Genomic DNA, 26,251 nt, shown 5'->3' on the forward strand with positions numbered 1-26,251 from the left:
ATATACATAGGGGAGGAACACATCATGTGGAAAAAAGGTAGCGCTCTTCTGGTAGCAGGTACGGTACTGCTCACCGGTTGTGCAGGCGAGGCATCCCTGGTGCGTGATTCTATCGTAGCGACAATTGACAAGCCAAACTATGATTTTGAAGGCTCCTTGAAGCTGACAGGCGACGTTGAGAAATTGCCTGAAGCATTCGGAGAACCGGCTGACAAAGAAGGGAAAGCGTTGTTGTCTGCTTTGAAAGCAGGCGTAACAGTAAAAGGCTCCCAGCTGGATATGGACACAGTGAAGTTTGAAGTAGAAGTAAAAGACGACAAGCTCCTGCGCGACAACAAGCTCTGGACAGGTGACAAAAAAGCATCCGTAGAAACAATCGTTGACGAAGATAAAGTCTACGTGAAGTCTCCACTGGACAGCAAGTACTTGGTACTCGATTCGAACGTATCCAATCCTTTCATGGCTGAGTTTGGCGGCTCCGATGCTGCTAACGCTGCGAAGCTGAAAGAATACCAAGACAAAATGAACGACCTTACTTTCAACTTTGTGAAAAAGTATGTAAGTAAATATGGCTACACATTGGCAGACGCAAAGAACCATGGCAAACAATCCGTTACATTGCCAAACGGTGATAAAGTAGAAGCAACTCATGTAACTGTAAAAATCGACGCAAAAGAATTGGTAAAAATGTTCTTCTTCACAGCTAACGATGCAGTAGCTAGCAAAGAAGTAAAAGATTTTGCGATCGATATGATGGTACTGACCACTTCCATGACAGAAGATCTGTATCCGGAAATGGGCAAGAAAACCACAGAAGCTGAAAAGCGTGCAAATGCAGAAGCAATGGTAAACGAAGGCATGGCTGAAGCGAAAAAATGGCTGGATGAAACAGGTAAAGCATACACACCTGAAAAAATCGTAGAAGAAATGAAAAAAGAAGGCTTCCACAAGCTCGCTTGGAACCTCGACTTCTACATCGACAGCAACAAAATGCCTGTAAAACAAACAAGCGATCTAAGCGTAACTTTCCAAGCGCCAGAAATGAAGCAACCTGTAACAATTGGTCTGTCTGCTGATCAATATGCATACAACTTCGGAAAAGCAACCAAGTTCAGTGCGCCAGCAAAAGATGCTAGTCTGACTGTAGAACAACTGGTGAAAGATGAAAAAGCAATCAACAGCTTTAGCGACAAAGGCTTTGTTCGTCCAATCGCTGAAAACATGGTTGATCAACAAAAATGGATGGAAGAATGGGCTGAGGATCTGGAAGCTGAAGAACCAGCGACCACTACGAAGTAATATTTTTCCTCACGAAGAAAAGCACGGCGCCTCTCGCGTCGTGCTTTTTTTTACCTATCCATAGAACTAGAGAATCTTGAGCTCTTCCAGGTATGTAAGGACCATCTGGACAGATTCTTCAATCGTCTGCTTGTCGCTCTCAATGACCAACTCCGCTCGAAGAGGCTCTTCATACGGTGCTGAAATCCCCGTAAACTGACCAATCTCTCCACTTCTCGCTTTTCGGTATAGTCCCTTCACATCCCGGCGCTCACACTCATCCAATGAACACTTTACATATACCTCGATGAATTCTCCCGCCTCTACCAGATTACGCGCAAGCTCCCGGTCTTCCCGATACGGAGAGATAAACGCGGTCAAGGTAATCACGCCTGCGTCCACGAATAGCTTCGCGACTTCGCCAATTCGGCGAATATTTTCTTGTCTGTCCTCTGCCCCAAACCCCAATCCGCGATTTAAGCCGTGGCGTATATTGTCACCATCCAGCACGTAACTGGCTAGCCCTCTTTGATGCAGTTCGTGTTCGACTGCATTGGCCAACGACGATTTGCCAGCACCAGACAGCCCCGTAAACCATAAGACACAGCTTTTGTGGCCTGCACGCTTCTGACGGTCTTGTTTGGTTATCGTCGTCGGATGCCATACGATATTCGCGGTGCCCTCTCTACTCATCGTCTCTCTCCTCTCTATCAACCGCTTTCTTCTCGCCGATTAAACGGACACAGGTCGCAGCCCTTCGATCAATACCCGCGCAACCTCAGGACGGCTAAATTCAGGTGGTGGAGCCTCTCCGCGCGACAGCATTTCCCTCACCTTCGTCCCGGACAGTGCGACATGATGCTCGCTATCATGCGGACACGTTTTGGTAGAGGCCATGTTTCCGCAGCTCTTGCAATAAAAGCTGTTCTCGAAAAATAATGGCGTAATCCCTAGCTCCTCCGGCTGGAATTGGCGGAAAATATGCTGGGCATCGTACGTCCCGTAGTAGTTGCCAACACCAGCGTGGTCCCGACCTACAATAAAATGTGTGCAGCCGTAATTTTTCCTCACCAAAGCATGAAAAATCGCTTCCCGTGGTCCCGCATAACGCATGGCAGCCGGGAAAACAGCCAACTCTACCCGGGTAGCCGGATAGTATTTTTCCAGCAATACCTGATAGCTGTTCATCCGCACATCAGCAGGGATGTCATCTGCCTTCGTTTCGCCCACAAGAGGATTCAAAAACAGACCATCGACGATTTCGAGAGCTGACTTCTGGATGTATTCATGCGCACGGTGGACTGGGTTGCGTGTCTGAAAGCCGACAATCGTTTTCCAGCCCTTCTCGGCAAATCTTTCTCTCGTTTGTGCCGGATCGAAGTGATAGCTGGCAAAACGCCCTTTTTCGGTGCGCTTTACCAGCGTAATCGGGCCAGCCAAATAAACAGCGGGACGCTCCAGCAGCTTTTTCACTCCGGGATGATTCGTATCGTCGGTACCATAGACGAGCCGGGCTTCTCGCTCCTTGTCAGGTGAATAAATATCAGTGATTTCAAGAATGCCGTAGACTAAGCCTTGATGGCTCAATCGCACCTTGTCTTTGATCTGCAAGGCTCCTGCGACAGTGGTCGAGACCGGAAGTGTAATTGGAATGCTCCAAACGGTACCATCTGCCAGCCGCATCTGCTCAACGACGGATATATAATCCTCCCGATTCAAAAATCCGGTAAGCGGACTATAGCCCCCAATTCCGATTAACTCCAGATCTGCGAGTGCAAATGCATCTATCTCCACTTCATGCGTAGTCACCGACAGGTCTGCCTGTGGATCAAAACGGTTTACCAGCTCTCCCCCGTGAGGTTTCCCACTCATACAAAAGCCCCTCCTATCCTTGGTTTGTTCTTCTCTTTCGCTACCTTGCGAGATGCAGGCCGCATTCCGTTTTCCCTGCTTGCGCCCAGCGTCCTGCCCTCGAATCCTCGCCCTCTTTTACAGGACGTGTACAAGGAGCGCAGCCGATGCTCGGATAGCTCTGGTCGTGAAGCGGATTGTACGGCAATTCAAATGCTCGGATGTATTGCCACACTTCTTCCGACTTCCAATGGATGAGCGGGCAAATTTTTAGTGACTGGAATTTTTCATCGCGGTTGATAAACCCGACATTCGCTCTCGTGGCAGACTGCTCTCTGCGTAGTCCTGACATCCAGGCAACCGCTCCGGTCAGCACATCTTCCATCGGCTGTACCTTGCGGATATGGCAGCACATATCCGGTTGCCTACTCCACAATTCTTCGCCATGGAGGTCTGCCTGCTGGGCCAGCGTGATGTCCGGCTGCTTGACCGTTATCCTCAGCGCGGGATACCTCGCTCTCACTCGCTCAATCAAGCTGTACGTCTCGAAAAAGTGGAGATTGGTATCCAAAAAGGTGACCTTGGCATCCTTTTTCACATCGCTGATCATATCGAGCAGCACCATAGCTTCGGCCCCAAAGCTACACGAATAAATCAAATCATCCGAAAACGTCTTGTATGCCCATTTGATGACGTCTATGGTGTCGCCCTTTGCGAGATGATTATTGATAGTAGCGAGTTGTTCCTCTGTCGCTGACGCAAAATTCAGTTGGCTCATGTGCCCCCTCCTTGATCATTCAGCGTACGATCATCCTTCAGCTCGTTTATATTGATCGCGTGATCTTCATGACTGCTCACGGATTGCCAGCCCATTTCTCTCGCTGCAACTGCTGTTTCCTTTCCGACACATACAATCGGTGTCTTTGACCAGGCATCGCCAGCGAATTGCGCCAGCGCTGACAGCGTATAGACATCATCCGTCGCTAGCGAGTCAAATGAGCATCCATCCTTTTTCGCACTAAGCTCCTTCCCATCCCATACGAGCGTGCCGGCTTGGATCACGTGAATCGCCTTGCCGTGGTCCAGCGTGATTTTTTGCGGCTTCCGCTCCCCTGCGTAAAGCACTTGCTCTTCTTTTTCCAAGGCAAGCAGGTCAGGGAGTGCCAGCAGAGATGTATTTTCATCCAGCATCAAGTCCGGATAAATCCCCTGTTTCTCGAAAGCCTCAGAAGCCCGTTGTCCACAAACAGCCAGCTTGCTCGTCAAGCGCCGTACATCATAACGCTGTTGTCGCAAAACAGAAGTAAAAAAGGATACTTGCTGCTCATTCTCGAAGACGAGCCAACGATAAGTGGCAAGCTCCGTCAATGGTGTGTCAAACGTGCAGTGCTCGACCAAAGGAATCGGCATGACTTCGGCGCCCAACTGCTCCAAGGCAATCACGAGCTCGCTATTTCCTTCATCACTCACTCTTCTTGCAACCGCTACCCGTTGACCGAACAAGGGGCGTGATTCGTACCAGTTCAGCGATTCCCGCAGACGGACGACCTCACCTATGATAATGATGGCAGGTGCGGCAAAACGGGCCTGCTCGACTTCCTTATCTATCGTCCCAAGCTTGCCGATCAACGTCTCCTGCTCACGCACCGACCCCCAGCGCACGAGAGCAACGGGCGTATGGGCGTCTTTTCCATGCGCAAGAAGGCGCTCCCTGATGCGAGGCAGATTTTTCACACCCATGTAGATGACCAACGTTTCCATCGAAGCGAGGGCTGCCCAGTCCGGCTCCTTTCCTGCATTTTTTTCACACAGGTGACCGGTGACAAAAGCGACGGAAGAGTTGTAGTCACGATGCGTCAGCGGAATACCTGCGTAGAGCGGAGCCGCCATCCCGGAAGTAATCCCTGGGACGATCTCAAACGGAATCGAATAGTCGCGGCACATCTGCGCTTCCTCTCCTACCCGCCCGAACATGCTCGGATCGCCGCCTTTCAGACGAACGACGTATTTCCCTTTTTGGGCTTCCTGGATGAGCAGAAGGTTGATCTCTTCTTGCGGCAAGGTATGATGATCGGCCTCTTTCCCGCAATAGATGAGGGTGGCTCCCTTTTTTGCGTACGAGAGAAGCTGCTGGTTTGCTAGACGATCGTACACAATCACATCCGCTAGACGAAGAGACTCCATGCCACGAATCGTCAGCAGCTTTGGGTCACCAGGCCCTGCTCCGACAAAAACGACTCTGCCTGTGTTCATTGCGAATCCGTCCTCCTTGCTGCATTGTTCCTTCACAGGAAGAGTCTTGGCCGTTTTAAGTTAAACGTAGAGGTTTCCACTACGAACCCGACTCATTGGCGTCCGAGCGGCTTCTTTTCCAATCAGCAGCCCACTTCCACTGCTTTCTCTCTGCCATGCTCGTACATGCTCCTTTGTGTAAAGATGTCCGTTAGTAATGCCATTCGAATCGATTGGCTCATCCAGTCCGCAATCAGTGGATGGGGCAAGTACGCACTGCCCTCATAGCGATAAGCCAAGCCCGCGAGCCGTTTCGGGATTGCTTGTCGCGTGAAGTAGCCCTGGCTGACGAACAAAGGAAGCACGAGGACATCCCCTTTTTGTGCCAGTGAACAGGCTTGTTCGTACAATGTATCGGGCCTCAGTGTCGCATATCCGGCAGCAGCAAATGCATAGCGGTTTTGCAAGCGGAATGTCAGACGCAAGAGCAGCTTTTCCCAGCGCTCATGACATCCAGGCAAGTCACTGCCGTGCCCGACGAGCAACAAAGCCTCCCGACTAGGCACGCGCGATAGACTTGCGATTCGCTCTGCCACGATCTGCTCGACGTTTCCGTGATCCTCCAATGGCGGACACCAGAGAATTCTTGCCTGAACCGGAACGCGAATCAGGTCTGTCTCTCCTGTAGGCCATGGGTCTAGTCCAAGCATCGCGCGGATTTCCCCTACGTGATTGCTTCCTGCCGTGGCGAATAGGGGAACGACGACAATTGTTGTGGCTCCTGATGCTTCCAGACGATTCACTTCATCGCTGATGCTTCGTCCTTCCACTCCTCCCAAGTAAGCTACCCGAATTGGCAAATCAGTGCGGCACTGCCATACGGCTGATTCCACCAACGCTAACCAGTCAGGATCGGGTGAACCGTGAGCAATTACCAAAACCGCTATTTTCGCCATCGGATGACCCCTTTATCCAACCTTATTTTTGTAATTCATATATGTTTACTCGGAATTATAGTTGGGATGGATTGCCTCGTCAATAACAAAATCATATTTCACTTGAACATAGTGGTTCGGGACGATGCTGTTGTGGAGGGAAGAAGTTCATTTCCAGTCTACGCTTCGGCCTACGCCCCGCTAGGGGGATTGACTGTCCGCTTCGGAATAAATGGCGGGAGCGCTTCGAACGTCGAAGTTTCGAAGAAGGATTTCATAAGCGAAGCTGAAAACCCCCGCCATTTATTCCTACGCTTGGTCGGGCTCCAGAGGCGCTTGGACTGGAAATGAACTTCTTCCTACGCAGCTTTTTAAAACATTATGAAAGTGATTCAAAATGGAGAAGAAAAAAGCTGCCAGGCCTGATGCCTGACAGCTCTTCGCTTATTCCTCACTCTTTTTCCTCGTTCGACGGTACAGCAAATCCATACTTTCTTTGAGCGTCTCATACTCGCGCTCGGTCAAGTTTTCGATCTGTCGGATATTTGTGATCGTCTGCTTTTTAATCTCTTCGGTCAAGCGATCTTTCTCATCTGGGCTTTTGCTTTCATGTGTCTCTGTCCAATGCGTAGCAAAGTTTGCCGTCAAGGCTCCCAGCATTCCGATCCCCGTAATCATCAAGATCGCGGCCATGATTCTTCCACCTGAGGTCACAGGCGAAATATCACCGTAGCCGACTGTCGTGGTTGTCACAATCGACCACCACAACGCATCCGGAAAGCTTTTGATATTCTCGTTTACACCGTATTCGAGCAAATAAATCGCAGTCGAGCTCCACAGCATGATAATCGTGACGACGCCAAATACTTGACGCATCGGACCTGAACGAATGATTCCCAACAAAAACGGTGAAGCGCGCACGATGCGCACCAGCCGAAGCACGCGCATGATTCTGGCTAAATACAAATAAGAGTCCAATGGAATCATTGCAACCAGATCGAACCAGTTGGCCAAGACGAATTTCCGCTTGTCTTTCGCCCTCCATAGCCGGACCAAATACTCGACAATCAGCATGATGATCAGCCAAGTGTCTACCTTGTCCATCAGTTCATCCGTCAAGAGTGGATGATTAGAGAAGTCTGCGAACAACAGGATCGCATACGTAATCACTAACATAATGATAAAAATCTCATACATGACGCGCCAGAACAAAAAGACTCCTCCCTGTGCTCATAAGTGCCTATTCAAAATATGATCGGTTCCGCATCGAAAAAGAGGCGGGAACCTGAAGCGGGAGGAGCCAAATGTAGAGAACCTACATGAGCACCAGACTTCGAAGGTGAACGCCTCTTTCCATGCTTAGTAACTGATCAGCGCAGCCATCAACAAGCCCGCGGCAATACTCAACCGCGAAGCGAAAATACCGACGGATACGTTTCCGTTCGGAATTTCAGACACGACTTTAAATGGTGTGATCCATTCGAACAAATAAAAAACGATGACTTGAAATACCATTCCTACAATACCCCAGATGACCAAATCCCACAAGTTAACCGAGTGGTATACAGCCGAAGCGAGGACGATTGCCAAACCGATGATTTTCCCTCCCAAATCGTGCGAGGCTGCTTTTGCCGCTGCCATTTTCTTCGGATCATCAGTCTGTGCTCCCTGCTTGATCAGATCAAACTCCTTGTAAGGAGTCGTAATCGTAAACACAAAAATCCCTACAGCCAATATGGGAATGGTCACTGCCAAATACGCTAAAAAGTTTACTACGTAATCCAATTGTCCCAACATGTACGTTGTCCTCTCCTTTCGCTACTTGTCTATGCCGACCGGCAAATAATAGGATAGGTTGTTTGTTATCGGTCCCCCGACACGAGCTACAATGGCCGATGCCTCTGTGCCGATCCAAAAGGACCCCCAGAGCAGCCGTCCAGCATATATTCCCTTCATCGTCTGAACCGTTATCTCTGGAAGCTCCACCCGTTTCTGATAAATCATCGGCTGCTCCCAGTAAAACTCTTCCTGATCCTTCTCTTGCAGTGTACCATCTGATGCAAACAGCATGACACCGCCACCTTCCCGCCCAAAAATCGGCTTCGTGACGTAGTCCTCCCTGCCTGCAAACCGATTTTCAAAATAAGTCGGCAGCATGTAAGCTTCGATGATCGCGTGCTCTTCTTCGGTGAAAAACTCACTCGCATCATGCAAGTTCCAGATGAGCGCCTGCAAAGCCTTCGTCTGAATGAGGAACGCAGAAGGAGGATTAATAATGGCCAGCTTTTTGAGGGCAATCAGCGAGAGCACATGCTCACCTGTCGGATAACCATCTTCATCCTGTTCTACCGCCAGTTTTTCCAAAGCATGCAGGCGGTACAGCACATCGACTGGCAATAGCTCCTCATTTTCCTTTACATAAAGACGATCTTGCCAAACTCGCAAATGCTCCAAAGCAGCAAACCGGGCAGGCAGACCTGATTGGTCCAGTAAGTACAACGTCGTTCCCTTGTCTTCCTCATGCCAGTCGAGCGAGCTAAACCAGATAGAATCTGTATCATAGCCTTGCGCCCGATAGGCGTCGAACACCTTACTGAATGCCGAACGCAACTGCCGCTCCATCCCTTCATTCGGGTCCTCACGCAGGAAATGGCGACAAGCGCGACCATTCACATAAAAAGCCTCGACGATTCCGGTAGGGGTATCGCTGTTGCACTCGAGCATCTTCAATCCTTCTGTCGTCTGGGCAAAATCAAAGCGTCCAATCACAGTCGGCACCGTTTGGGAAACGACGATCCTGACTGCCTGTAATGCCTGCATTGGCACTCCTAGTTCTAACAACAGGGAGTCCTCTGCACGCTGCAATACGGGAACGACCTTGGTAAAGATTTGCCCAAGCCGCTCGGTTGCCATCGCGATTTCTTCTCGAAAAGCGGGAGAGATCAGGTGGATATCATATAGCGCATACTCCTCGCCATACATCCAATCCCAGGTAAATACGCCCTCTTCCCGCATCGGGCCGTACAGCGCCTCACGTTCTCGTTGGTTATGGTCTTCCACTTCCCTCACCTCACCCGGAGCTGGAATAGCCCGAGCTGCCAATACCGCCCTTGGAGCTGCTCGTGCTTATCCCACTCGATACTCCGGATTTGCTCTTGTAAGACCTGTAAGTAGAGCTCGAACCTCCACTGCTGCTATCGTCACAATAGCCGTCATTATCGTTATCGTAGCAATCATCATAGTCGTCCCCGGAAGAACAACCGCTGACCGCAAGTGCAGCTGCGACGAACAGACCGACTACTTTCTTCGATTTCGTTTGTGCCATTTTTTTCCTCCTACACTGGCTTCGCGTAGTAAACATAAACCTGCCGATCTTCATCCACCTCGGCCGATGTCTTCTCCCATTCGCGTCCATTCACATACAAGTAGTCACTTTGCAAATGCAAGAGAGCATCGTCATCGTCCTTGAAATAAAACGAGTGTACGAGCGGATAAACGCTTGCATTTTCTTGATATTCACGCATTTCGATCTGGATGCTGCCCCAGCGTGCTGACACAGACTCCGCATAGTCGACAGCTTGCTCTTCTGTTGAGCGCTTGACGTAAATGACATACGTGCCGTTTTCGATTGCACAGGACGTCTTTTCATAAACGACATGCCCCTTCACCAAATAATCGCAAGCAAAACGCAAGGAGACCTCATCTTTGTCCACGTTGTCATAGTAAAACTGAACAGGGAATCCCCTCGCCTCATCCAGCAGCCGATATTCCAACCGTGCCATTTTTCTCACCTCTTTTACCTATCCCAGAATAACAAATCATTCGCAACTTTTTTATACGTGAGCCGAAACATTTGGTTGCACGACATAAGTCCTGCTTCTTTTGTTCCCGTTACTGTCGAATCATACCGCGAATGGTTTCATGCAAATGTCCGTTGCTCGCCACTAATGAAGGAGTGTGATCTTGTTGGAATGGTTCATGCTGATACGGCTTTCCAGACCAGTCCGTAATCGTTGCCCCCGCCTCCTGGGCGATAACAATTCCGGCGGCCACATCCATAATATTGGAGCGTTGCATCACGATATAATCGAGCCATCCGTTTGCCAGCAAGCACCAGTCCAGTGCAGGCGCAATATTTCGCATGAGACGCTTGGTCTGGAATACAAACGGTTCCGTAAAAGCCATCTCTTCTTCCTTCGTTACCGTGTTGCGTCCACGGATGTATGTCCCGACTGCACGTGTGAGGTCTTGGCGGTTATTGACGTTCAATCGTTTTCCGTTCAAATAGGCTCCTTTTCCTTTTTCCGCCCAAAACATTTGACCTGCTACCGGATTGTAGACGACGCCCAGCACCAGCTCGCCCTTGTGCTGCAACGCAATCGAAATCGAGAAATACGGATAGCCGATAAAATAGTTATTCGTTCCATCTAAAGGATCGATAATCCACAGATACTCTTCCTCACGGGAAACCATTCCGACCTCTTCAGAAAAAATAGTATGTGTCGGGAAGTGGCGATGCAGTACCTCGATGATGCGCTGTTCACTGCCTTTATCCTCTGGCAGCTTCACGTCGTTATGCAATTCCTCATCGGGCACGAGCTGTTCGAGAAAACGTTCCTTCAAAAACGCACCCGCGACACTTGCTGCTTCTTTTGCAATTTCGATCATGACATTTCGCTCCTTTATAACATTGGGAACAATTTTTTTGAACAACCTTCCACTTGCACTTGTATAGGAAAGATTACTATCATAGAGAGATACCCGAAGGAGGGGGATAAACATGAACACCGACTTCATTCGGCTAAAAAATATGGAAGGTGAACTCAAATTCACCCAAATGAACAATAGCTACGGCTTCTCTGTCACCACAAAGGAGCTCGTTTTTTTCAAGCCACACACGACCTACCATTTGTTTTTGCAGGATATCATCAGCATGGTCCCGATGAAGCTGGACACAAGCCCAGTCACGTTTCGGCATCGGAGTGAGACGGTTCACGCCTCGTTTGGTTCCGATTACTACAAGCTGACCGCCAAGTGGGCGCGGATAGTTTCACGATCCGGTATCGCAGAAAAAGAAGACATGGAGTTTATCGTGCCGCTTTCCACCAAAATGCTCACCTATATCTCGGAATACAGCGGTCTCGTTGTCATTAAATAACGCCGTCACCCCTCGCTCCCACCTTTTTGATGGGAAGCGAGGTTCTTTTTATTTCCGTCCATTTCTCGTGAGAACAATGAACGTTCCTGTACCGTGGGCGACCCGCCTATCCCGATCATCGTAAACACTGCCCTCCATGACGACCAATGTGTGTCCGCGATGCAAAAAGCTCGCTTCAGCGCGCAGCCGCTCCCCTTTTCCCGGAAGCAAATAATTAAGCTTTAGCTCTGTCGTCACTGCATACTGATCGGGTGGCAAGGACCGATTGATCAAGGAGCCCATCGCCGAATCGATCAAGATCGCAAGAATTCCTCCATGAACAACTCCCCCTGAATTGTGCATAAAAGGGGTCAGAGGCAATTCAAAGCGATATGACTGTCTTTCTTCGTCTATGAACTCTCCCTTTAATCCGAGAAACCCAGAGATAAACGCGCTATTCCGTTCCCGCTTTTGATGAATGGCAGCAACAGCCAGCTCGAGAATGCGGCGCTCCTCTTCATTCCCGTCCGACCAGATGTTTTTTAACTCATCTAACATTTTGTTCACTCCAAACGAAATAGAGTCGATTCTTCTATTTTATCCCAAACAAGCTGATTTCGCTATGATTCCTAAACGTATGCCAATCGAGAGCAGCTCTCCGAACCACCCGGGGCTGAGCGAATGTTCAGACTTTTACGGTTGTTTCTGTAATTAAAAATTGATAAGATAGTTCAAAACATAAGACAGGCATGATCCGTATTGGAAGGGAGTTTTTCAAATTGGCCAGACAACGAAGTGATATGATCAAAAAAGGATTCGACCGCGCACCACACCGCAGCTTGCTTCGTGCAGCAGGTGTAAAGGATGAGGATTTCGATAAACCGTTTATCGCTATTTGCAACTCGTACATCGACATTATTCCAGGTCACGTGCACTTGCAGGAGTTTGGAAAACTGGTCAAGGAAGCCGTTCGCGCTGCTGGCATGGTTCCATTCGAATTCAATACGATTGGTGTTGACGACGGAATCGCTATGGGACATATCGGGATGCGCTACTCCCTCCCGAGCCGCGAGATCATCGCAGACAGCTTGGAAACCGTTGTCGCTGCTCACTGGTTTGATGGCATGATCTGTATTCCAAACTGTGACAAGATCACGCCTGGGATGATCATGGGTGCGCTTCGTGTCAACATTCCAACCGTATTTGTAACCGGCGGTCCTATGAAAGCCGGAAAAACGAGTGATGGCCGCTCCATCTCGCTTTCCTCCGTATTCGAGGGCGTCGGCGCTCACCAAGCAGGCCTGATCAACGACCAGCAACTCGAAGAGCTGGAGCAATATGGATGCCCGACTTGCGGTTCCTGTTCCGGTATGTTTACAGCGAACTCGATGAACTGTCTGCTCGAAGCCATCGGATTGGCTCTGCCAGGCAACGGTACCGTACTCGCTGTCTCTCCTGAACGTCGCGAGCTGGTACAAGCATCTGCTGAAAAACTGAAAAATCTGATTGAACGCGACATCAAGCCACGCGACATCGTGACACTCGAGGCAATCGACGATGCATTCGCTCTCGACATGGCGATGGGCGGGTCAACCAATACAGTTCTTCATACACTGGCTATCGCACAAGAAGCAGGTATCGAATACCCAATCGAGCGCATCAACGAAGTAGCGAAGCGCATTCCACATATTTGCAAGCTGGCTCCTTCCTCCGACTATCATATCGAGGATTGCCACGAGGCTGGCGGCGTATCTGCGGTTCTGAAAGAAATCGCGAAAAAAGCAGGCGCGATCCATCCGGACCGTATCACAGTCACGGGCAAAACCCTTGGCGAAAACATCGCTGACGCTGAAATCAAAAACGATCAAGTCATTCGTCGCCTTGATAACCCGTACAGCGCTTCTGGCGGTCTCGCTGTTCTGTTCGGTAACCTGGCGGAACAAGGCTCGATCATCAAAACAGGCGGTGTCGATCCTTCTATTAAAAAGCACGAAGGTCCAGCCATCTGCTTCGACTCCCAAGAGGAAGCTCTGGCAGGAATCGCTGCTGGCAAAATCAAATCTGGTCATGTTGTCGTCATCCGCTATGAGGGTCCTAAAGGCGGACCAGGTATGCCAGAAATGTTGGCTCCTACCTCGCAAATCGTGGGTATGGGTCTCGGTAAAGAAGTCGCGCTCGTTACAGACGGACGCTTCTCCGGTGCTTCTCGCGGAATCAGTATCGGTCACGTGTCTCCAGAAGCCGCAGAAGGCGGTCCAATTGCCTTCGTACAGGACGGAGATATCATCTCGATTGACCTTGAGGAGCGCACGATGCAACTGCTCGTGGATGAAGCCGAGCTGGCTCGCCGCAAGGAAGGCTGGAAAGAATTCGAGCCGAAGGTAAAAACAGGCTATCTGGCTCGTTACTCCAAGCTGGTAACGAATGCGAGCATGGGTGGTATTTTGAAAATCTAGTGTTGCAAGTAAAGCCAAAACCCTTCCTTTGTGAATCACCGTCACTCAGGAAGGGTTTTTGTATTGACTTTTCCATATATCCCCTCATACAATCAAGTTAATAAATTTTAACTGGTTAAAAGGATTGTGATGCATATTGGAGCAAAAGTCGATTTTTATCATCGAAAACTACGATCAGCTAAAAGTGATCAGTGACCCGTTACGCACGAAAATGCTAATGCATCTGGTGGAAAAGCCGCACACGGGGCAACAGCTTTCCCAGCTTTTTGGACTGTCTCGTGCGAAGATCCTGTACCACCTGCGTGAGTTGGAGAAGCATGGCATCATCCAGTTGGTTAAAAAGGAAGAGAAGGGCGGCAACATTCTCAAATACTATCAGGCGGTGGCAAGAGGCTTCATACCCGCTGATCATCTGCTCACGTATACGGAGTCGAAGGAGGCTACCAGACAATCCTATGTCGAAGTGTTGCAACGGGCGAAAACAAGAGCGCTCAGTGCTCCTGAAGAAGCCTTTGCACTGACATCAACGGAAGTCGAGAAATGGCCGCGCATCTCCCTACAGTCTGAAGTCAGAGTCAGTGAGCAAGCGTTTGTGTCCTTTTTGCAAAAATACCGGAGCCTACTCCACGAATTGCAGCAAAGCTCCCTAGATGCCCCCTCTTCGAAGCAGGATTACTACCTGATGATTACGGGATTTCAAATTGATGAACCGTTATTTAAAAAGGATGGACAGGAGTAACAAAGGAACATGTAATCCGATAAGTCCACATGTGTATGAAAAGCCTATTCGAGTAGGTTTTTCTTTCAGACATGCGGTTAATATTTTTTAACCGGTTAATAATAAGGAGAGTGAATTTCCATGGAAGCTGTCCCCAAGCAATCTAGCCTTCCCTCAGCGGATACATCCCGCTTGTTTACGAAACCTTTTACCCTTCTTTGGATGTCCGCCCTTTGTTCCGGACTCAGTATCTCTCTCTTTCTTTTCTCGCAAACCTGGTATATCATCCAGGTTTTATCTCAGGAGGCCTCATTAGGCATCGTATTTATGGCGGCAACCATTCCCAGGATCGGCTTCATGCTGATAGGCGGAACGCTCGCTGATCGGATGAGCAAAAAGAGAATCCTGTCAATCACAAGCATGTTGAAAGCATTTTTGATGCTGTTGCTTGGGGGAATCATCTGGTGGGGGTATTCCTCGCTGGCGCTATTTATTTGGTTTGCTCTCTTCTTCGGTACCATTGATGCCTTTTATTGGCCAGCTCAAAATTCGTTCATTCCGTCAATCGTACCCTCTTCCTCCCTTTTGCGAGCGAATTCTGTGCTACAAACGACAAACCAAACCTCACAACTGCTTGGTCCTGTTCTTGCCGGTTTTGTAATTGAGTGGGGAAGTTACCCCCTTTTATACGGCTTTGTTGGCTTGCTTCTGCTGGTTGCAAGTGTATCTGCATGGTGCATGCCGAAACAGGAACCAGACGTTCTTTCCAAACCACAGCAACGGCTCAAGGAATCTATAGAGGAAAGCTTCTACTATGTCAAGCAATCGGATTTCCTTCCCTTGCTATTGACCTCCATCATCTGCTTGAACGTATTTTTGATGGGCCCCTTATATATCGGCTTGCCGATTTTTGTAGATCAGGTGCTAGCTGGTTCTACGCTGCAGTACAGCTTTTTGGAAGGGGCACTCGCTTTTGGCATGCTTGCTGGGGCAATCGTGCTCACACTCACGACACTAGGCCAAAACAGGTTGCAGATCGCCTTTCTTTTTATGATCATGCAAGCACTTGTCTTTTTTGCTTTTAGTCTCACCCAACAGTTCTGGCTCAGCTTGCTTATTCTATTTACGCTCGGCGTCACGTTTTCTCTCATTAATGTTCCGATTCTCTCTTTTGTTCAGGAAAAGGTGCCACAAGCCTCGTTGGGGAAAGTCATGAGTTTGGTTTCGCTCTCCTCTTTAGGCTTGCAGCCGATTTCACAGGCAATAACGAGTCTATTGATCGCATGCGGACTTACGGCCAAGGAAGTGATGCTGCTTGCCTCCATCCCCCTCTTTCTTGCTTCCTGTTTCTTTTATTGGCGGCAAAAGTATGCTCGGCCTGCAAAGAGATCCGATTGAGTTTCGCGCGACAGCAAAAAGGGATGATCTGCAATGGATCATCCCTTTTCCCTATCCTATTTACAAAACTTGCCTATTCGCTCGTCGCAACTTTACCGCGTGCGAGACGTATTAGTAAGTAGAGAGCCAGACGGGTAGATTACAAGACTCGCCGTGCCGAAACGAAGCGTTTCTCCCAGGACGTGCCCTTAAAGGTCGAATACGTCACTCCTGGTTTTCCATATGTATGAAGGAGTTTGTTGTTACCTGCATAGATCGCCACGTGTGTGATCCGTTTGGACGTCGTCGTTTTACTCGCCTTGAAGAACACCAGGTCTCCTTTTTTCAGGTTCGACTTGGACACACTCGTTCCTACCTTGGCTTGATCGCGAGAAGTGCGTGGCAAGCTCTTGCCGACTGCGACTTTAAATACGCGCTTTGTAAAGGAAGAGCAATCAAAAACGGCTGTGGTATTGCTGCTCGCACCGAATTTATAAGGAGTACCCATATACTTTCTTCCCGTGGCAATGACTTTGTCCGCCTTGGATTGCGTCCATGCCGCCTCAGCTACATTTTTCTCTCCTGGCAACGGAGCGACAATCGCTGTGACTCCCAATGCTACTCCCATTACGATTCCTATGAGGGCTTTATGTAATTTCATGCTGTTCATCCTCCCTTTTCTTTTGAAAAAGATCCCTGCTCAACAGGGGACCATTTTATGCAAAGTTTGGCTGACCTCTCACTTGTTCTCTACTTTACCAAAGCCCACACACTATGAAATTACCAAAAACTTGCCAAAAATGATTTTTTCAACTGGACACGATTACCGCTTGACGCCTTCGCGCTTGATTTAACAGGCATTCCTCAAATTTTCAGTCTATTTTCCTACCAGAATGTCCCTCTCAAATTGGCAAAATTTATCCAGCCATCCTATGTTAAAATCCGCGCTGTATGCGACTTTCGTCCTAGTACCTTTTACAAAAAACCCCTTTTCGCTCCTTTCTCACGTAATCTGTCTCCGGAATCTCACTTCTCTTTCTTCTCTCTCTACTTGCAACTAGCAGGGAGTCATCGTAAAGTAGATAGGAGTTCGTTTTGAAGGAGGCACATATGCGACTGCGTAACATTCCAGGTGCCGAAGCGGCCCTGAGAGAATATCCGACGTTCGTAGACAATCCCCTTTTCTATAAAGGGAATTGGAAGGAACGCTTCGGGAATAACAATCCGATTCACGTGGAGATCGGCTGTGGAAAAGGACGTTTCATTAATACATTGGCCGAGCGTCACCCTGACATCAATTTTATTGCGGTTGAACTGAAGGCAGAGGTCGTTCTGCGCGCTGTCCAGCGTACGGAGTACAAGGCTATTCCGAATCTGGCTTTTGTTCAGTACGACGCTTCCAAGTTGACCGAGTTGTTTGCCGATCATGAAATTTCTCGCATCTATCTGAACTTTAGTGATCCGTGGCCAAAAACCCGTCATGCGAAACGCCGTCTTACTTACAAAAGCTTCTTGAACACGTATCGTCAGGTGCTTGTGGCAGACGGTGAGCTTCATATGAAGACAGACAATGAGAACCTTTTTGAGTTTTCACTCAACCAATTCGCTGCGGAGCGTTTCCAGATGCGCAATATCACCTTTGATCTGCACCAGTCCAAACTGGCAGCGGATAATGTGATGACGGAGTACGAGGAGCGCTTTTCTTCTCGTGGGCAGCGTATTTATCGGGTGGAAGCGAGCTGTGTGATTAAGTAGAACCGGGTTTGAGTCAACATAGGGGAGGAGAAGAAAAAGCACAGTTCTCTTCGACTCTGACACGCCCGCAAGGGGATTTTACTGTCCGTCTCCACTTCAAAAAAGGGCCCGTCGAGCCAAAGCCACCCTACGGGCGGAAGTTTCTCAGGGAAGAAGTGTTCGACAAGCGTGGTCCCCTTTTTGAAGTTCCGACTGGGTAGGCGTTGTCAAGGTCTGCGAGCCCTGCGCTTTTTCTTCTCGCCAGCTTTTGTTGGTTCATCGGAACCTTCTAAATACTTGTCAAAAATCATATGTACAAAAAAAGACCCTCCACGCTCTCAAGTAAGCTTTGGAACTTACTTGATTGCACGGAGGGTTTTTTTATTATTTTTGCCGCCCGACGCTTTTGTACACGCGTTCTGGACGTCCGACAACACCGTACGAAAGGTCTGCGATGGCGTCTCCTTTGGCTACCAAATATTCGAGGTATCGCCTTGCTGTTGAACGGCTGATGCCTGTTTCTTTGCTGACTAAATCCGTTGTGGCCTCCTGTGTCTGCATGAGAAAGCCAGAGATCTTGTCCAGCGTAATTTGATCAATTCCTTTGACTGCTTTTGTCTCGGGTGTCTTCTTTTGGCCTGTCCGGGCAATGAGTTCATCGATTTGGGTTTGACTGATCTGATCGGTGTCTTTTTTCCAATCACTGACCTTTTGCCTGAACTCCTGGTAATTCCGTAACGTTTGTTGCAGGCGTGCAAAGATAAGCGGCTTGGTAATAAAATCGAATACGCCGTAGCGGATCGCCTCTACAACCGCATCCACTTCTTTGGCAGCTGTCAGCATGATGACATCCGTTGTAGGGAACTGCTCCTTTATGATCGACAAAAAATCGAGGCCGTCCATATCCGGAAAATAAATGTCGAGCAACACGAGATCGGGCTGCAAAATTTCCATTTGGTCTTTGGCCTCTTGTCCATTCGTGGCAATGCCAATCACCTCGTACCCCTCCACTTTTTCCACGAAGCGTCGGTTCACCTCTGCGATTCTCAGGTCGTCCTCAATAATGAGTACCCGTATCATCTAGTACGGCCTCCTTCCGTTCTGCCGTGTGTGCATCCTTTGGTATCGTCACAGTAAAAATTGTTCCACCTACCGGATTACCTGTATGCGTAATATTGCCATGTACATGAATAACAGCTTGTTTGACTAAGTACAGTCCGTAGCCATGATTCGGCTGTTTTTTGGTAGAGAAGCCCAACTCAAAGATTCGTTCAGCATTTTCTTCGGAGATGCCTGGCCCTCTATCCTCTACCTCGATGAGCAGGACCTCTTCCATATTGAGCAAAAAGATCGTGATTTCTGGTGCAAATGCACCCGGAGCTTTTACAGCGTCCATCGCATTATCTATCAAATTGCCAAGAATGACAATCAGCTGTGAGCGATCAATCGAGGCAGGAATGTCACGGAAGTTGCTTTCTGGATCAATTTTCAATTCCACTTTGCGTTCGTTGGCTTGATTCAGTTTCCCGAGCAATAAGCCACCTATCAGTGGGTCGGGGACTTCTTGCATAATAAACGTCGTATTGTGGACATGTACATTCAACTCAGAAGAGATCGTTTCAATGGCTTCCTGATACGATTCGAGCTGGATGAGTCCTGATATGAGGTGCAGTTTGTTGGAATACTCGTGCGTCTGGGAACGAAGGACTTCCGCATACTCCTTCACTCGTGACAGCTCCTGTGTGACCTCGAACAGCTCGGACCGATTGCGAAAGCTCGCTACCGCACCCAAAACATGGCGCTCCTTATCCATAATCGGTACCCGGTTCACCACTAATATGTGCTCGTCCACTTTCGTTTCGCGGTCAAATTCGGCTTTCCCTGTCTCAATCACCTCATGAAGGCCCAACGACCGAACCAGCTCGTCCTGTTTGTCCATGATCCTGTCATTATCCTTCGCTTGCCCCAGCATATGGAGAGCGGTCTGATTCGCGAGTGTGATCGCTCCATCCTTATTGACCGCCACAATGCCTTCGCGAATCGATTCCAGCACGGCTTGATTTTCCTGATACAATCGCCCGATTTGTTCAGGCTCCAAACCAAATATGGCTTTTTTTACATTTTGTGAAAGAATGAGCGTAGCCACCACACCCAAGAGCAAGGTGACGATGCCGATGACGAAGATTCGATTGCGATACGATTCGATCGTCTCATTTATATCCTCAAACAAGAAGCCGACCGAAACGACCCCCATCACCTTTCCTTCCTCATCATAGATCGGTGTCTTTCCTCTGAGTCCAGGTCCAAGCGAGCCGACTGTCTCAGAGATGATAGATTGCCCTTTAAATACTGCCTCATTGTCGCCTCCCACCATCTTTTTGCCAATCTGCTCTGGATCAGGATGGGAATAGCGAATGCTTTGCAAATTTCCTACTGTGATAAAAGCCGCATTTGTGTCCACGCGTATTTTTTCCACGATTGGATTGATAATCTTGGCGGGATCTTCTGTGTCAAACGCCCGTTTGATCTCGGACATCTGCGCGACGGTCTTGGCGGTATGCAGTGCACGCGTCCCGATCTCATGCTCCAATACGCCCGCCAGCATCTGCTCAAACATTGTACCGAGTATGACCGTCACACCAAAAAGGAGCGAACAAATAATCAACATCAGCTTGCTGTGAAAACGCACATCGTTCCCTCCTCTTCTTCTCATTGTATCTCATTTCGCTCGATGACGAAAAAGAGGCCATGAGCAGGCCTCTTTTTCCTTTCTTCCTTCTTATCTTTGACTAAAATGAGATGACTCCGGTAAGAAGAGCAAGCGCAATCATCACGATCGATGTTCCAAACGCCCATTTCAGGATGAACTTTTGGGTTTCTGCATAATCGACCCCAACCATTCCGATCAGCAGGTACTGTGCTGCAAACAACGGGCTGAGTACATGCAGCGGTTGACCCAGGATGGAAGCGCGACCAATTTCCGCCGGATCGATTCCGTAAGCGGCTGCTGCATTCGCCAGGATGGGAACGATCCCGAAGTAATACGCATCGTTCGACATGAAATACGTGAATGGCATGCTTGTCAGCGCTACGAGTAAAGGCATATGAGAACCAAGTGAATCCGGAATCCAGGAAACGAGTGTGCTCGCCATCGCATCGATCATTTTCGTTTCAGTCAGGATGCCTGTAAAGATACCCGCCGCGAAAACCATGGACACGGTAGCCAGTGCGTTAGCTGCGTGGGCGGCAATTCGCTCTTTCTGATCTTGCATTTTCGGATAGTTCACAAACAGGGCAATGGCAAAAGCGAGCATGAACAACGTCGGCAGTGGCAAAAAGCTCGTAATCAGGCCGACCATCAGGGCTGCGGTTAACAACAGATTGAACCAGATCAAGCGCGGACGTTTCAGTGCAGCGGTCTCATCCGTCGCCGCCACCTCTTGTCCTGCAAGCGATTTCAAATCTTCATCTGGTATCTCAATAATCCCCAGACGCTTACGCTCTTGTTTGCCCAGAATACAGGCTACGATCATCACCCACGCAATTCCGCCAATCATCATAGGAATCACAGGGACAAAAATCTCGGAAACATCCATATGGAGTACACTCATAACACGTGCTGTCGGTCCACCCCAAGGCGTCATGTTCATGACACCGAGTGAGAGCATCGCCATGGCTGCCAAAATCATCGGTCTGATACCCAGCCTGCGATACAAAGGCAGCATCGCGGTAACGGTAATCATATAAGTCGTGGTTCCATCTCCATCCAGTGCGACCAAGGTAGCGAGAATCGCTGTACCTACAATCACCTTCAGTGGGTCACCCTTCACCATTTTTACGATTTTTTTAATTAATGGATCAAACAGACCTGCATCCATCATGACTCCAAAGTACAGAATGGCAAACAACAGCATGATTCCCGTAGGCGCAATTTTCTTGATACCTGCAAGCATCATGTCGCCAATTTCTGTACCAAATCCGCTAATCAACGCAAATACAACAGGAACAACAATCAAAGCAACCAATGCCGAGAGCCGTTTCGACATAATCAAGTACATAAAAATGGCTACCATGAGAAATCCAAGTAATGCCAGCATACGCGAGTTCCCCCTTGCAAGAATGCGCTTTCATATCGTGCTGTCATTATAGCAATGTTCGTAAAAATCCGAATAGAATATGCGCATAAACTGTTTTAACCGCATTTCCTCTATTAACTTCATAAAAATTACGAAATGCGCATACGGTGTTCGGAGCATGCAACACCTTCGTAAGTAAGCCTAACGGACCGTTTCGTGATAAGAAAGCAATTCATAAGAAATACCCATTTTTCATATTTGCTATGATGGAATCAACACCCATTTACAAACGGAAAGCAGGGGGGTACGTATGAAGAGTTTAGGATCTAGGAATGTGGATGTCATCACGCTGTTTGTGGAGGATTTTCAGCAGGTGAAGGCGTTCTATCAGGAAGTATTCGGCTTTCAAGCCGTATATGAAGACGAGGTCTCTTCGGTGTTTCGTTTCGGGAATATGAGCGTGAACCTCTTGGATATTTCCGAGTCACACGATTTAATGAAACCGGGAACAGTCGCAACACGTGAATCAGGATCCCGCTTCCTGCTCACCATGTGGGTCGATGACGTAGATGAAGTCTGCGAAGAATTGAAAAACCGGGGAGTTGCTCTACTTAACGGTCCGATCGACCGGCCATGGGGAGTGCGAACGGCGTCCTTCATCGATCCGGCAGGACATGCCTGGGAGATCGCGAAACAATTGGCATAGGAACAGATTGAAAAATATGGAAAAGAAAAAGAACGGCACGGAATCAGCCGTTCTTTCTTGTATTTTATACATCCCGCTTTTGAAACACCCGGATGGACAACCCCAACGCCACGATGCCATAGAGAATGGTGTAGATGAGCATGGCAGTACTCGGTGGAGAAGTCGTCCCGAAAATTCCTTGTGAAGCAAAGGACAACGGATCGTCTGCCGTGTCAAATAGTGAGAGCGTCGTTTGCCTGAATAACGAATCCGTTGGAAAAACCAGACTGGAAATAATCCCGATGTTCGTGAGTGAGCTGTTGCTAAAGGCAACACCAAGCTGCTCGATAAAGCCACCGATGAAGCTGATCCCGTAAAGAATGATCAGGATAATACCGCCTGTTACTGTTGTAGTTATACTGCTCAAGAGCATGGCTACACAGACAAGAATGATCGGCATACTTACGAAGAAAGCTGCTGCTTTCAGGATTTGGGCTCCACTTACCTGAACAGCCAACGCACCGCCACCCACCCATTGGTTGATCGCCAAAAGTCCGGCAAACATCAGGAGTGCGTAAAGCCCCAACATACTTGCCAACCCGAAAAATTTCCCCAATACATATTTGTAGCGAGGAAGGGCGCGGGCGAGCCACGTGTCGATTTGGTGGCTCTCGATTTCAGATGCAATACTCCCGACACTGCTCAAAATCGCCAGGAGTGCCGTAATGACGGAGCCAAAGTACAAGCCCATTCCCAAGAGCTGCGTGGAAAAGAAGTTTTTTTGCAGCAAAGCTTCTGGACCTGCGCCCCCAAATGAGTCCTTCATTTCCTTGACGGCATAGCCTGTGGCAAGTCCAAACAGCAGCAAGAAGGCCAGCGACATGATCAGCGTAATCGTGAAAATACGCTTGGAAATCATTTCTCTATACGTGATTTTGATGATCGGCCACATGTCGTTCTCCCTCCTTTCTCTGCACCCAATACAGGAATACATCTTCCAGTGATTGCTGCTTGCGGACGACTTCATGTACCCCAGCCCCGGATGCGATCAACTGTTGCAACAGAGCGGGTACCCGATTGTCCTGATCCAGCGTCAATAACCATGTATCACGGTCTTCCTCTTGTCTAACGAGACGACTCTCTGTGACGAAAGAAGGAAGCTCGTTATGAAAGCCAGCGCTATCCTTTTCCACAGTCAATTCAATTTGTGGTTGGACGCTGCTCAGCTTGCGCCAGTCGCCATGTACGACCAGCTCACTGCGGTGAATGATCCCAACGTGATTGCACACGCTCTCCATTTCGCTCAGTAAATGGCTGTTGAGAAAAACCGTCTTTCCCTGGTCACGCAGTCGAGCGATTAGCTCGCGTACTTCTTTTCGCCCGATTGGGTCCAGCGCGGAGGTCGGCTCATCGAGAAAGATTAGCTCTGGATCGGATAAGAGGGCGCAGGCAATCCCGATACGCTGCTGCATGCCTTTGGAATAGCCCCGGATGCGTTCACGCTCGCGTCCAGCCATTCCGACCAGCTCAACGACATTTTTTATGACTGTTTTGCTCTCGCGATGTGTTAATCCACACAACTCGGCATGATGCTCTAAAAGCTGTTGACCTGTCAACCAATCCGGATAGCGGAATAGCTCTGGCAAGTACCCTACCTTTTTTCGCGATTCTACACTTCCAATCGGCTCCCCAAGCATAACCGCTTTGCCATTCGTTGGGTGCAATAACCCGAGCATCGTCCTGACAAAGGTACTTTTACCCGCTCCATTTTGCCCGAGGAATCCAAATACGGAGCCGCGTGGTACTTGTAGCGTAATATTTTTGCAGCCGGCCTTGCCGTTATATTGCTTGGTCAAGTCCCAGGTCTCAATCACATAATCTGACATCGCTTACCTCACTTTCTCCATGACAAACGGGACAAAGCAGAGCCCTCCCTTTTCAGGAAAACTCCGCCAATGCCCGACTATTTGTTTCCTTATTTCAGCTGATTGGCAAAATCCAACAGCCCATCAGGGTTCTTTTCGCTGCCTTCCAGCATGTGAATGTGTCCATCCTGCTGCCACATCAGATGCACATTGTATTTACCTGTGATCAGCATTCCCTTTTGACCGTTCACTTTTACTTCCTTCATCTTACTCTCGCCGTCTGCCATGTATGGTACAGGGAGGGTATGTTGCCAGTCTTCGATGCTAATCATCTGCTTTTTCACTTGATCAGGAATGAACGGCAGGGCCAAGATTGTCTCGCGAAGCTGTGCCAGATCGACTCCCTCAGGAGCAGTTAGCTCAGGTGCGTCCATGACAGAGTAGCCATAGCTTTCTTTTCCTGCGGTCATCCAAACGTTCTGCATCTGTGGAATCTTCAAGGAGAAGCGTTTACCACTCAGCTTTTCATCAAAACGCGCCTCTACCTGTAATTGTGCCAATAGCTTGTTTGCACGATCTGCATCGATTTCCATGTACATGGTGTAAGGAGAAGTGACGTTTACGCTATCCACCGTGACATCTTTCGGCAGCTCAGGCAGCTTGACTCCAGCCTTTACAGCAGCTTCTTTGCTGTTGTAATAATGGTTTCTTTGTTCGAGCTTCTCTTGATCGTTTTCGTCAATCCAGATTTTTCCGATCCCTTTCAGTTCCATCTCGCCCACATTGCCGTTAGCGATCCATTGTTCCACCTCTCGCAGATCCTCTTGCGTCACTTTGACAAACTCTACTTTATCCATGCGGAAAATGGACAGAAAATCGTTCGCTGCTGCTTGTACTTGGGGGAAAGACAGGGACACAGCCAATACTGCTACTGCCGAAGCACCTGTTACCCATCTTTTTGTTTGCTTGTTCATCTGATTCCAGCTCCTTCTCATTGTTGCTCGATTGGTTATCGTTTGTCGCTCTTGTGCATAGGTGTCTGTCGTTTTCTCGATGGATTGCGAAAATCGCTGCCACGCTGCTTCCGTATTGACCTTCCCACCGTTTGTCTCGGAAAAAGCATGCTCCATCTTCTCACGAGTCCAGCTATCCAACGCGGACAGTTCGTTCAGCTGTGTGCGGCAGGTTTCACAGTACTCCAGATGAAGCAGGAATTGCTTACTTTCTTTTGAGCTGCATTCCCCATCCAAGAACGCCTGGATAAAGCCTGTATCGGCGCATTTCATTCCTCTTCCCCCCTCATCCGGCCATATATGGTACGAAATTTACTTTTCGCTCTCGCAAGGAGTGTTCCCACTGAGCTGATCTGCGTGCCAGTCGCTTTCGCCAACTCCGCATAAGGAAATCCGGAATATTTCATGACCAGCAAGGTTCGTTCCCGCTCGTCTAGCTCCTCTAGCACATCGCGAACGATACTCTGGGACTCTTTTGCAAGCCACATCTCTTCTGAAGAAGGGCTGACGTGTTCTTGCTCGGATGCACTTCGCTCTTGTCTTGCGTACCTGCGTTTTTCTGAACGAAGAAAATTGTACGCTGCGTAGAGCGCGGACTTGGACAACCATGCCGGGATATGTTCGATCACCGTGCGATCGGTATGGTAAAAGGAGAGAAATACATCCTGTGCAATGTCTTCTGCGGTTTGCTGATCTTTCACAATTCGCATGATCTGTCGGACTACAAACGGATAATAAGTCGTAAACAATTCTTGAAAGGAATCTGTATGATCCTCTACTCGAGCATGGTTCATCACCAGGTTTGCTTGCACCTCCACTGGATTCCTCCTTCCCGCGTGCGCCATTAACGAATGCCTCTACTGCTTCGTTCATCTAATAGAAACCGCCAAGGCG

General features: G+C 48.8%; 27 protein-coding genes. 7 read left to right on the forward strand and 20 right to left on the reverse strand.

Going from position 1 to position 26,251, the window contains the following annotated elements:
* The first annotated feature begins 24 nt into the window (after nucleotides 1-24).
* Nucleotides 25-1,299 carry a hypothetical protein gene (locus BBR47_RS21400; protein ID WP_015892507.1) on the forward strand — a complete coding sequence of 425 codons (1,275 nt, stop codon included), beginning with the start codon at nucleotides 25-27 and terminating at the stop codon, nucleotides 1,297-1,299.
* A 66-nt stretch (nucleotides 1,300-1,365) separates the two neighbouring features.
* Here BBR47_RS21400 and cysC read toward each other — a convergent pair whose 3' ends face one another.
* The 11 genes from cysC to BBR47_RS21460 all read right to left on the reverse strand — a co-directional run bounded on the left by cysC (nucleotide 1,366) and on the right by BBR47_RS21460 (nucleotide 10,964).
* On the reverse strand, nucleotides 1,366-1,971 hold the full coding sequence (gene cysC / locus BBR47_RS21405) for an adenylyl-sulfate kinase (protein ID WP_015892508.1): 606 nt from the start codon (nucleotides 1,969-1,971) through the stop codon (nucleotides 1,366-1,368).
* A gap of 39 nt (nucleotides 1,972-2,010) precedes the next feature.
* Nucleotides 2,011-3,150 (reverse strand): sulfate adenylyltransferase, encoded by a 1,140-nt coding sequence (sat, locus tag BBR47_RS21410; RefSeq protein ID WP_015892509.1) that lies wholly within the window; start codon nucleotides 3,148-3,150, stop codon nucleotides 2,011-2,013.
* 40 nt (nucleotides 3,151-3,190) lie between these two features.
* Entirely contained in the window at nucleotides 3,191-3,907 is a 717-nt protein-coding gene (locus BBR47_RS21415) for a phosphoadenylyl-sulfate reductase (RefSeq protein ID WP_015892510.1), read from the reverse strand.
* On the reverse strand, nucleotides 3,904-5,382 hold the full coding sequence (gene cobA / locus BBR47_RS21420; protein WP_015892511.1) for a uroporphyrinogen-III C-methyltransferase: 1,479 nt from the start codon (nucleotides 5,380-5,382) through the stop codon (nucleotides 3,904-3,906). Before cobA ends, BBR47_RS21415 begins: the two co-directional genes overlap by 4 nt.
* Nucleotides 5,383-5,504: 122 nt before the next feature.
* Nucleotides 5,505-6,317 (reverse strand): sirohydrochlorin chelatase, encoded by an 813-nt coding sequence (locus BBR47_RS21425; RefSeq protein WP_015892512.1) that lies wholly within the window; start codon nucleotides 6,315-6,317, stop codon nucleotides 5,505-5,507.
* 423 nt (nucleotides 6,318-6,740) lie between these two features.
* Nucleotides 6,741-7,508, reverse strand: coding sequence for a potassium channel family protein (locus tag BBR47_RS21435; protein ID WP_015892513.1), 768 nt, complete (start codon nucleotides 7,506-7,508; stop codon nucleotides 6,741-6,743).
* 147 nt (nucleotides 7,509-7,655) lie between these two features.
* Nucleotides 7,656-8,093 (reverse strand): DUF350 domain-containing protein, encoded by a 438-nt coding sequence (locus BBR47_RS21440; protein WP_015892514.1) that lies wholly within the window; start codon nucleotides 8,091-8,093, stop codon nucleotides 7,656-7,658.
* Nucleotides 8,094-8,114: 21 nt separating this feature from the next.
* A complete protein-coding gene (locus tag BBR47_RS21445) occupies nucleotides 8,115-9,356 on the reverse strand; it encodes a glutathionylspermidine synthase family protein (RefSeq protein WP_015892515.1) in 1,242 nt (413 codons plus the stop codon).
* A gap of 10 nt (nucleotides 9,357-9,366) precedes the next feature.
* Nucleotides 9,367-9,621, reverse strand: a complete 255-nt coding sequence (locus BBR47_RS21450; protein ID WP_041749559.1) for a hypothetical protein — start codon at nucleotides 9,619-9,621, stop codon at nucleotides 9,367-9,369.
* A gap of 10 nt (nucleotides 9,622-9,631) precedes the next feature.
* A complete protein-coding gene (locus BBR47_RS21455) occupies nucleotides 9,632-10,078 on the reverse strand; it encodes a hypothetical protein (protein ID WP_015892516.1) in 447 nt (148 codons plus the stop codon).
* Between the two features lie 109 nt (nucleotides 10,079-10,187).
* Nucleotides 10,188-10,964: an inositol monophosphatase family protein gene (locus BBR47_RS21460; RefSeq protein ID WP_015892517.1), complete on the reverse strand. Its 777-nt coding sequence runs from the start codon at nucleotides 10,962-10,964 to the stop codon at nucleotides 10,188-10,190.
* A gap of 112 nt (nucleotides 10,965-11,076) precedes the next feature.
* Here BBR47_RS21460 and BBR47_RS21465 point away from each other — a divergent pair, with 112 nt between their 5' ends.
* Nucleotides 11,077-11,454: a hypothetical protein gene (locus BBR47_RS21465; protein ID WP_016743021.1), complete on the forward strand. Its 378-nt coding sequence runs from the start codon at nucleotides 11,077-11,079 to the stop codon at nucleotides 11,452-11,454.
* 48 nt (nucleotides 11,455-11,502) lie between these two features.
* On the opposite strand, the gene BBR47_RS21470 is transcribed toward BBR47_RS21465, so the two are convergent.
* Nucleotides 11,503-11,991: a PaaI family thioesterase gene (locus BBR47_RS21470; RefSeq protein WP_015892519.1), complete on the reverse strand. Its 489-nt coding sequence runs from the start codon at nucleotides 11,989-11,991 to the stop codon at nucleotides 11,503-11,505.
* Between the two features lie 221 nt (nucleotides 11,992-12,212).
* Here BBR47_RS21470 and ilvD point away from each other — a divergent pair, with 221 nt between their 5' ends.
* The 3 genes from ilvD to BBR47_RS21485 all read left to right on the forward strand — a co-directional run bounded on the left by ilvD (nucleotide 12,213) and on the right by BBR47_RS21485 (nucleotide 16,005).
* Nucleotides 12,213-13,889, forward strand: a complete 1,677-nt coding sequence (ilvD, locus tag BBR47_RS21475; RefSeq protein WP_015892520.1) for a dihydroxy-acid dehydratase — start codon at nucleotides 12,213-12,215, stop codon at nucleotides 13,887-13,889.
* A 136-nt stretch (nucleotides 13,890-14,025) separates the two neighbouring features.
* Nucleotides 14,026-14,628, forward strand: a complete 603-nt coding sequence (locus BBR47_RS21480; protein WP_015892521.1) for an ArsR/SmtB family transcription factor — start codon at nucleotides 14,026-14,028, stop codon at nucleotides 14,626-14,628.
* A 120-nt stretch (nucleotides 14,629-14,748) separates the two neighbouring features.
* On the forward strand, nucleotides 14,749-16,005 hold the full coding sequence (locus BBR47_RS21485) for an MFS transporter (RefSeq protein ID WP_015892522.1): 1,257 nt from the start codon (nucleotides 14,749-14,751) through the stop codon (nucleotides 16,003-16,005).
* A 139-nt stretch (nucleotides 16,006-16,144) separates the two neighbouring features.
* Here BBR47_RS21485 and BBR47_RS21490 read toward each other — a convergent pair whose 3' ends face one another.
* Entirely contained in the window at nucleotides 16,145-16,645 is a 501-nt protein-coding gene (locus BBR47_RS21490) for a C40 family peptidase (RefSeq protein WP_015892523.1), read from the reverse strand.
* 449 nt (nucleotides 16,646-17,094) lie between these two features.
* On the opposite strand from BBR47_RS21490, the gene trmB reads away from it, so the two are divergent.
* Nucleotides 17,095-17,739 (forward strand): tRNA (guanosine(46)-N7)-methyltransferase TrmB, encoded by a 645-nt coding sequence (gene trmB / locus BBR47_RS21500; protein WP_015892525.1) that lies wholly within the window; start codon nucleotides 17,095-17,097, stop codon nucleotides 17,737-17,739.
* A gap of 363 nt (nucleotides 17,740-18,102) precedes the next feature.
* Here trmB and BBR47_RS21505 read toward each other — a convergent pair whose 3' ends face one another.
* The 3 genes from BBR47_RS21505 to BBR47_RS21515 all read right to left on the reverse strand — a co-directional run bounded on the left by BBR47_RS21505 (nucleotide 18,103) and on the right by BBR47_RS21515 (nucleotide 21,815).
* Nucleotides 18,103-18,798 carry a response regulator gene (locus BBR47_RS21505; RefSeq protein WP_015892527.1) on the reverse strand — a complete coding sequence of 232 codons (696 nt, stop codon included), beginning with the start codon at nucleotides 18,796-18,798 and terminating at the stop codon, nucleotides 18,103-18,105.
* The gene (locus BBR47_RS21510) at nucleotides 18,776-20,431 is read right to left on the reverse strand and encodes an ATP-binding protein (protein ID WP_015892528.1); all 1,656 of its coding nucleotides are present in this window, start codon (nucleotides 20,429-20,431) and stop codon (nucleotides 18,776-18,778) included. Before BBR47_RS21510 ends, BBR47_RS21505 begins: the two co-directional genes overlap by 23 nt.
* A gap of 76 nt (nucleotides 20,432-20,507) precedes the next feature.
* On the reverse strand, nucleotides 20,508-21,815 hold the full coding sequence (locus BBR47_RS21515) for a CitMHS family transporter (protein ID WP_015892529.1): 1,308 nt from the start codon (nucleotides 21,813-21,815) through the stop codon (nucleotides 20,508-20,510).
* A gap of 289 nt (nucleotides 21,816-22,104) precedes the next feature.
* On the opposite strand from BBR47_RS21515, the gene BBR47_RS21520 reads away from it, so the two are divergent.
* Nucleotides 22,105-22,500 (forward strand): VOC family protein, encoded by a 396-nt coding sequence (locus tag BBR47_RS21520; protein ID WP_015892530.1) that lies wholly within the window; start codon nucleotides 22,105-22,107, stop codon nucleotides 22,498-22,500.
* Between the two features lie 64 nt (nucleotides 22,501-22,564).
* On the opposite strand, the gene BBR47_RS21525 is transcribed toward BBR47_RS21520, so the two are convergent.
* The 4 genes from BBR47_RS21525 to BBR47_RS21540 all read right to left on the reverse strand — a co-directional run bounded on the left by BBR47_RS21525 (nucleotide 22,565) and on the right by BBR47_RS21540 (nucleotide 26,175).
* Complete coding sequence (locus tag BBR47_RS21525) at nucleotides 22,565-23,431, reverse strand: ABC transporter permease subunit (protein ID WP_015892531.1); 867 nt, start codon at nucleotides 23,429-23,431, stop codon at nucleotides 22,565-22,567.
* Nucleotides 23,403-24,365, reverse strand: coding sequence for an ABC transporter ATP-binding protein (locus tag BBR47_RS21530; protein WP_015892532.1), 963 nt, complete (start codon nucleotides 24,363-24,365; stop codon nucleotides 23,403-23,405). The genes BBR47_RS21525 and BBR47_RS21530 overlap by 29 nt, the downstream gene beginning before the upstream one ends.
* 89 nt (nucleotides 24,366-24,454) lie before the next feature.
* Complete coding sequence (locus BBR47_RS21535) at nucleotides 24,455-25,630, reverse strand: zf-HC2 domain-containing protein (protein ID WP_015892533.1); 1,176 nt, start codon at nucleotides 25,628-25,630, stop codon at nucleotides 24,455-24,457.
* Nucleotides 25,627-26,175, reverse strand: coding sequence for an RNA polymerase sigma factor SigX (locus BBR47_RS21540; RefSeq protein WP_081437262.1), 549 nt, complete (start codon nucleotides 26,173-26,175; stop codon nucleotides 25,627-25,629). The genes BBR47_RS21535 and BBR47_RS21540 overlap by 4 nt, the downstream gene beginning before the upstream one ends.
* Between the last annotated feature and the right edge of the window lie 76 nt (nucleotides 26,176-26,251).

Source organism: Brevibacillus brevis NBRC 100599 (genome assembly GCF_000010165.1).
Taxonomy (GTDB): Bacteria; Bacillota; Bacilli; order Brevibacillales; family Brevibacillaceae; genus Brevibacillus; species Brevibacillus brevis_D.

Excerpts from the sequence above, each read along its gene's own strand:
- BBR47_RS21400 (WP_015892507.1), top strand. The coding sequence starts at position 25 with ATGTGGAAAAAAGGTAGCGCTCTTCTGGTAGCAGGTACGGTACTGCTC.
- cysC (WP_015892508.1), bottom strand. The coding sequence starts at position 1,971 with ATGAGTAGAGAGGGCACCGCGAATATCGTATGGCATCCGACGACGATA.
- sat (WP_015892509.1), bottom strand. The coding sequence starts at position 3,150 with ATGAGTGGGAAACCTCACGGGGGAGAGCTGGTAAACCGTTTTGATCCA.
- BBR47_RS21415 (WP_015892510.1), bottom strand. The coding sequence starts at position 3,907 with ATGAGCCAACTGAATTTTGCGTCAGCGACAGAGGAACAACTCGCTACT.
- cobA (WP_015892511.1), bottom strand. The coding sequence starts at position 5,382 with ATGAACACAGGCAGAGTCGTTTTTGTCGGAGCAGGGCCTGGTGACCCA.
- BBR47_RS21425 (WP_015892512.1), bottom strand. The coding sequence starts at position 6,317 with ATGGCGAAAATAGCGGTTTTGGTAATTGCTCACGGTTCACCCGATCCT.
- BBR47_RS21440 (WP_015892514.1), bottom strand. The coding sequence starts at position 8,093 with ATGTTGGGACAATTGGATTACGTAGTAAACTTTTTAGCGTATTTGGCA.
- BBR47_RS21450 (WP_041749559.1), bottom strand. The coding sequence starts at position 9,621 with ATGGCACAAACGAAATCGAAGAAAGTAGTCGGTCTGTTCGTCGCAGCT.
- BBR47_RS21455 (WP_015892516.1), bottom strand. The coding sequence starts at position 10,078 with ATGGCACGGTTGGAATATCGGCTGCTGGATGAGGCGAGGGGATTCCCT.
- BBR47_RS21460 (WP_015892517.1), bottom strand. The coding sequence starts at position 10,964 with ATGATCGAAATTGCAAAAGAAGCAGCAAGTGTCGCGGGTGCGTTTTTG.
- BBR47_RS21465 (WP_016743021.1), top strand. The coding sequence starts at position 11,077 with ATGAACACCGACTTCATTCGGCTAAAAAATATGGAAGGTGAACTCAAA.
- BBR47_RS21470 (WP_015892519.1), bottom strand. The coding sequence starts at position 11,991 with ATGTTAGATGAGTTAAAAAACATCTGGTCGGACGGGAATGAAGAGGAG.
- BBR47_RS21485 (WP_015892522.1), top strand. The coding sequence starts at position 14,749 with ATGGAAGCTGTCCCCAAGCAATCTAGCCTTCCCTCAGCGGATACATCC.
- BBR47_RS21490 (WP_015892523.1), bottom strand. The coding sequence starts at position 16,645 with ATGAAATTACATAAAGCCCTCATAGGAATCGTAATGGGAGTAGCATTG.
- trmB (WP_015892525.1), top strand. The coding sequence starts at position 17,095 with ATGCGACTGCGTAACATTCCAGGTGCCGAAGCGGCCCTGAGAGAATAT.
- BBR47_RS21505 (WP_015892527.1), bottom strand. The coding sequence starts at position 18,798 with ATGATACGGGTACTCATTATTGAGGACGACCTGAGAATCGCAGAGGTG.
- BBR47_RS21510 (WP_015892528.1), bottom strand. The coding sequence starts at position 20,431 with ATGAGAAGAAGAGGAGGGAACGATGTGCGTTTTCACAGCAAGCTGATG.
- BBR47_RS21515 (WP_015892529.1), bottom strand. The coding sequence starts at position 21,815 with ATGCTGGCATTACTTGGATTTCTCATGGTAGCCATTTTTATGTACTTG.
- BBR47_RS21520 (WP_015892530.1), top strand. The coding sequence starts at position 22,105 with ATGAAGAGTTTAGGATCTAGGAATGTGGATGTCATCACGCTGTTTGTG.
- BBR47_RS21525 (WP_015892531.1), bottom strand. The coding sequence starts at position 23,431 with ATGTGGCCGATCATCAAAATCACGTATAGAGAAATGATTTCCAAGCGT.
- BBR47_RS21530 (WP_015892532.1), bottom strand. The coding sequence starts at position 24,365 with ATGTCAGATTATGTGATTGAGACCTGGGACTTGACCAAGCAATATAAC.
- BBR47_RS21535 (WP_015892533.1), bottom strand. The coding sequence starts at position 25,630 with ATGAAATGCGCCGATACAGGCTTTATCCAGGCGTTCTTGGATGGGGAA.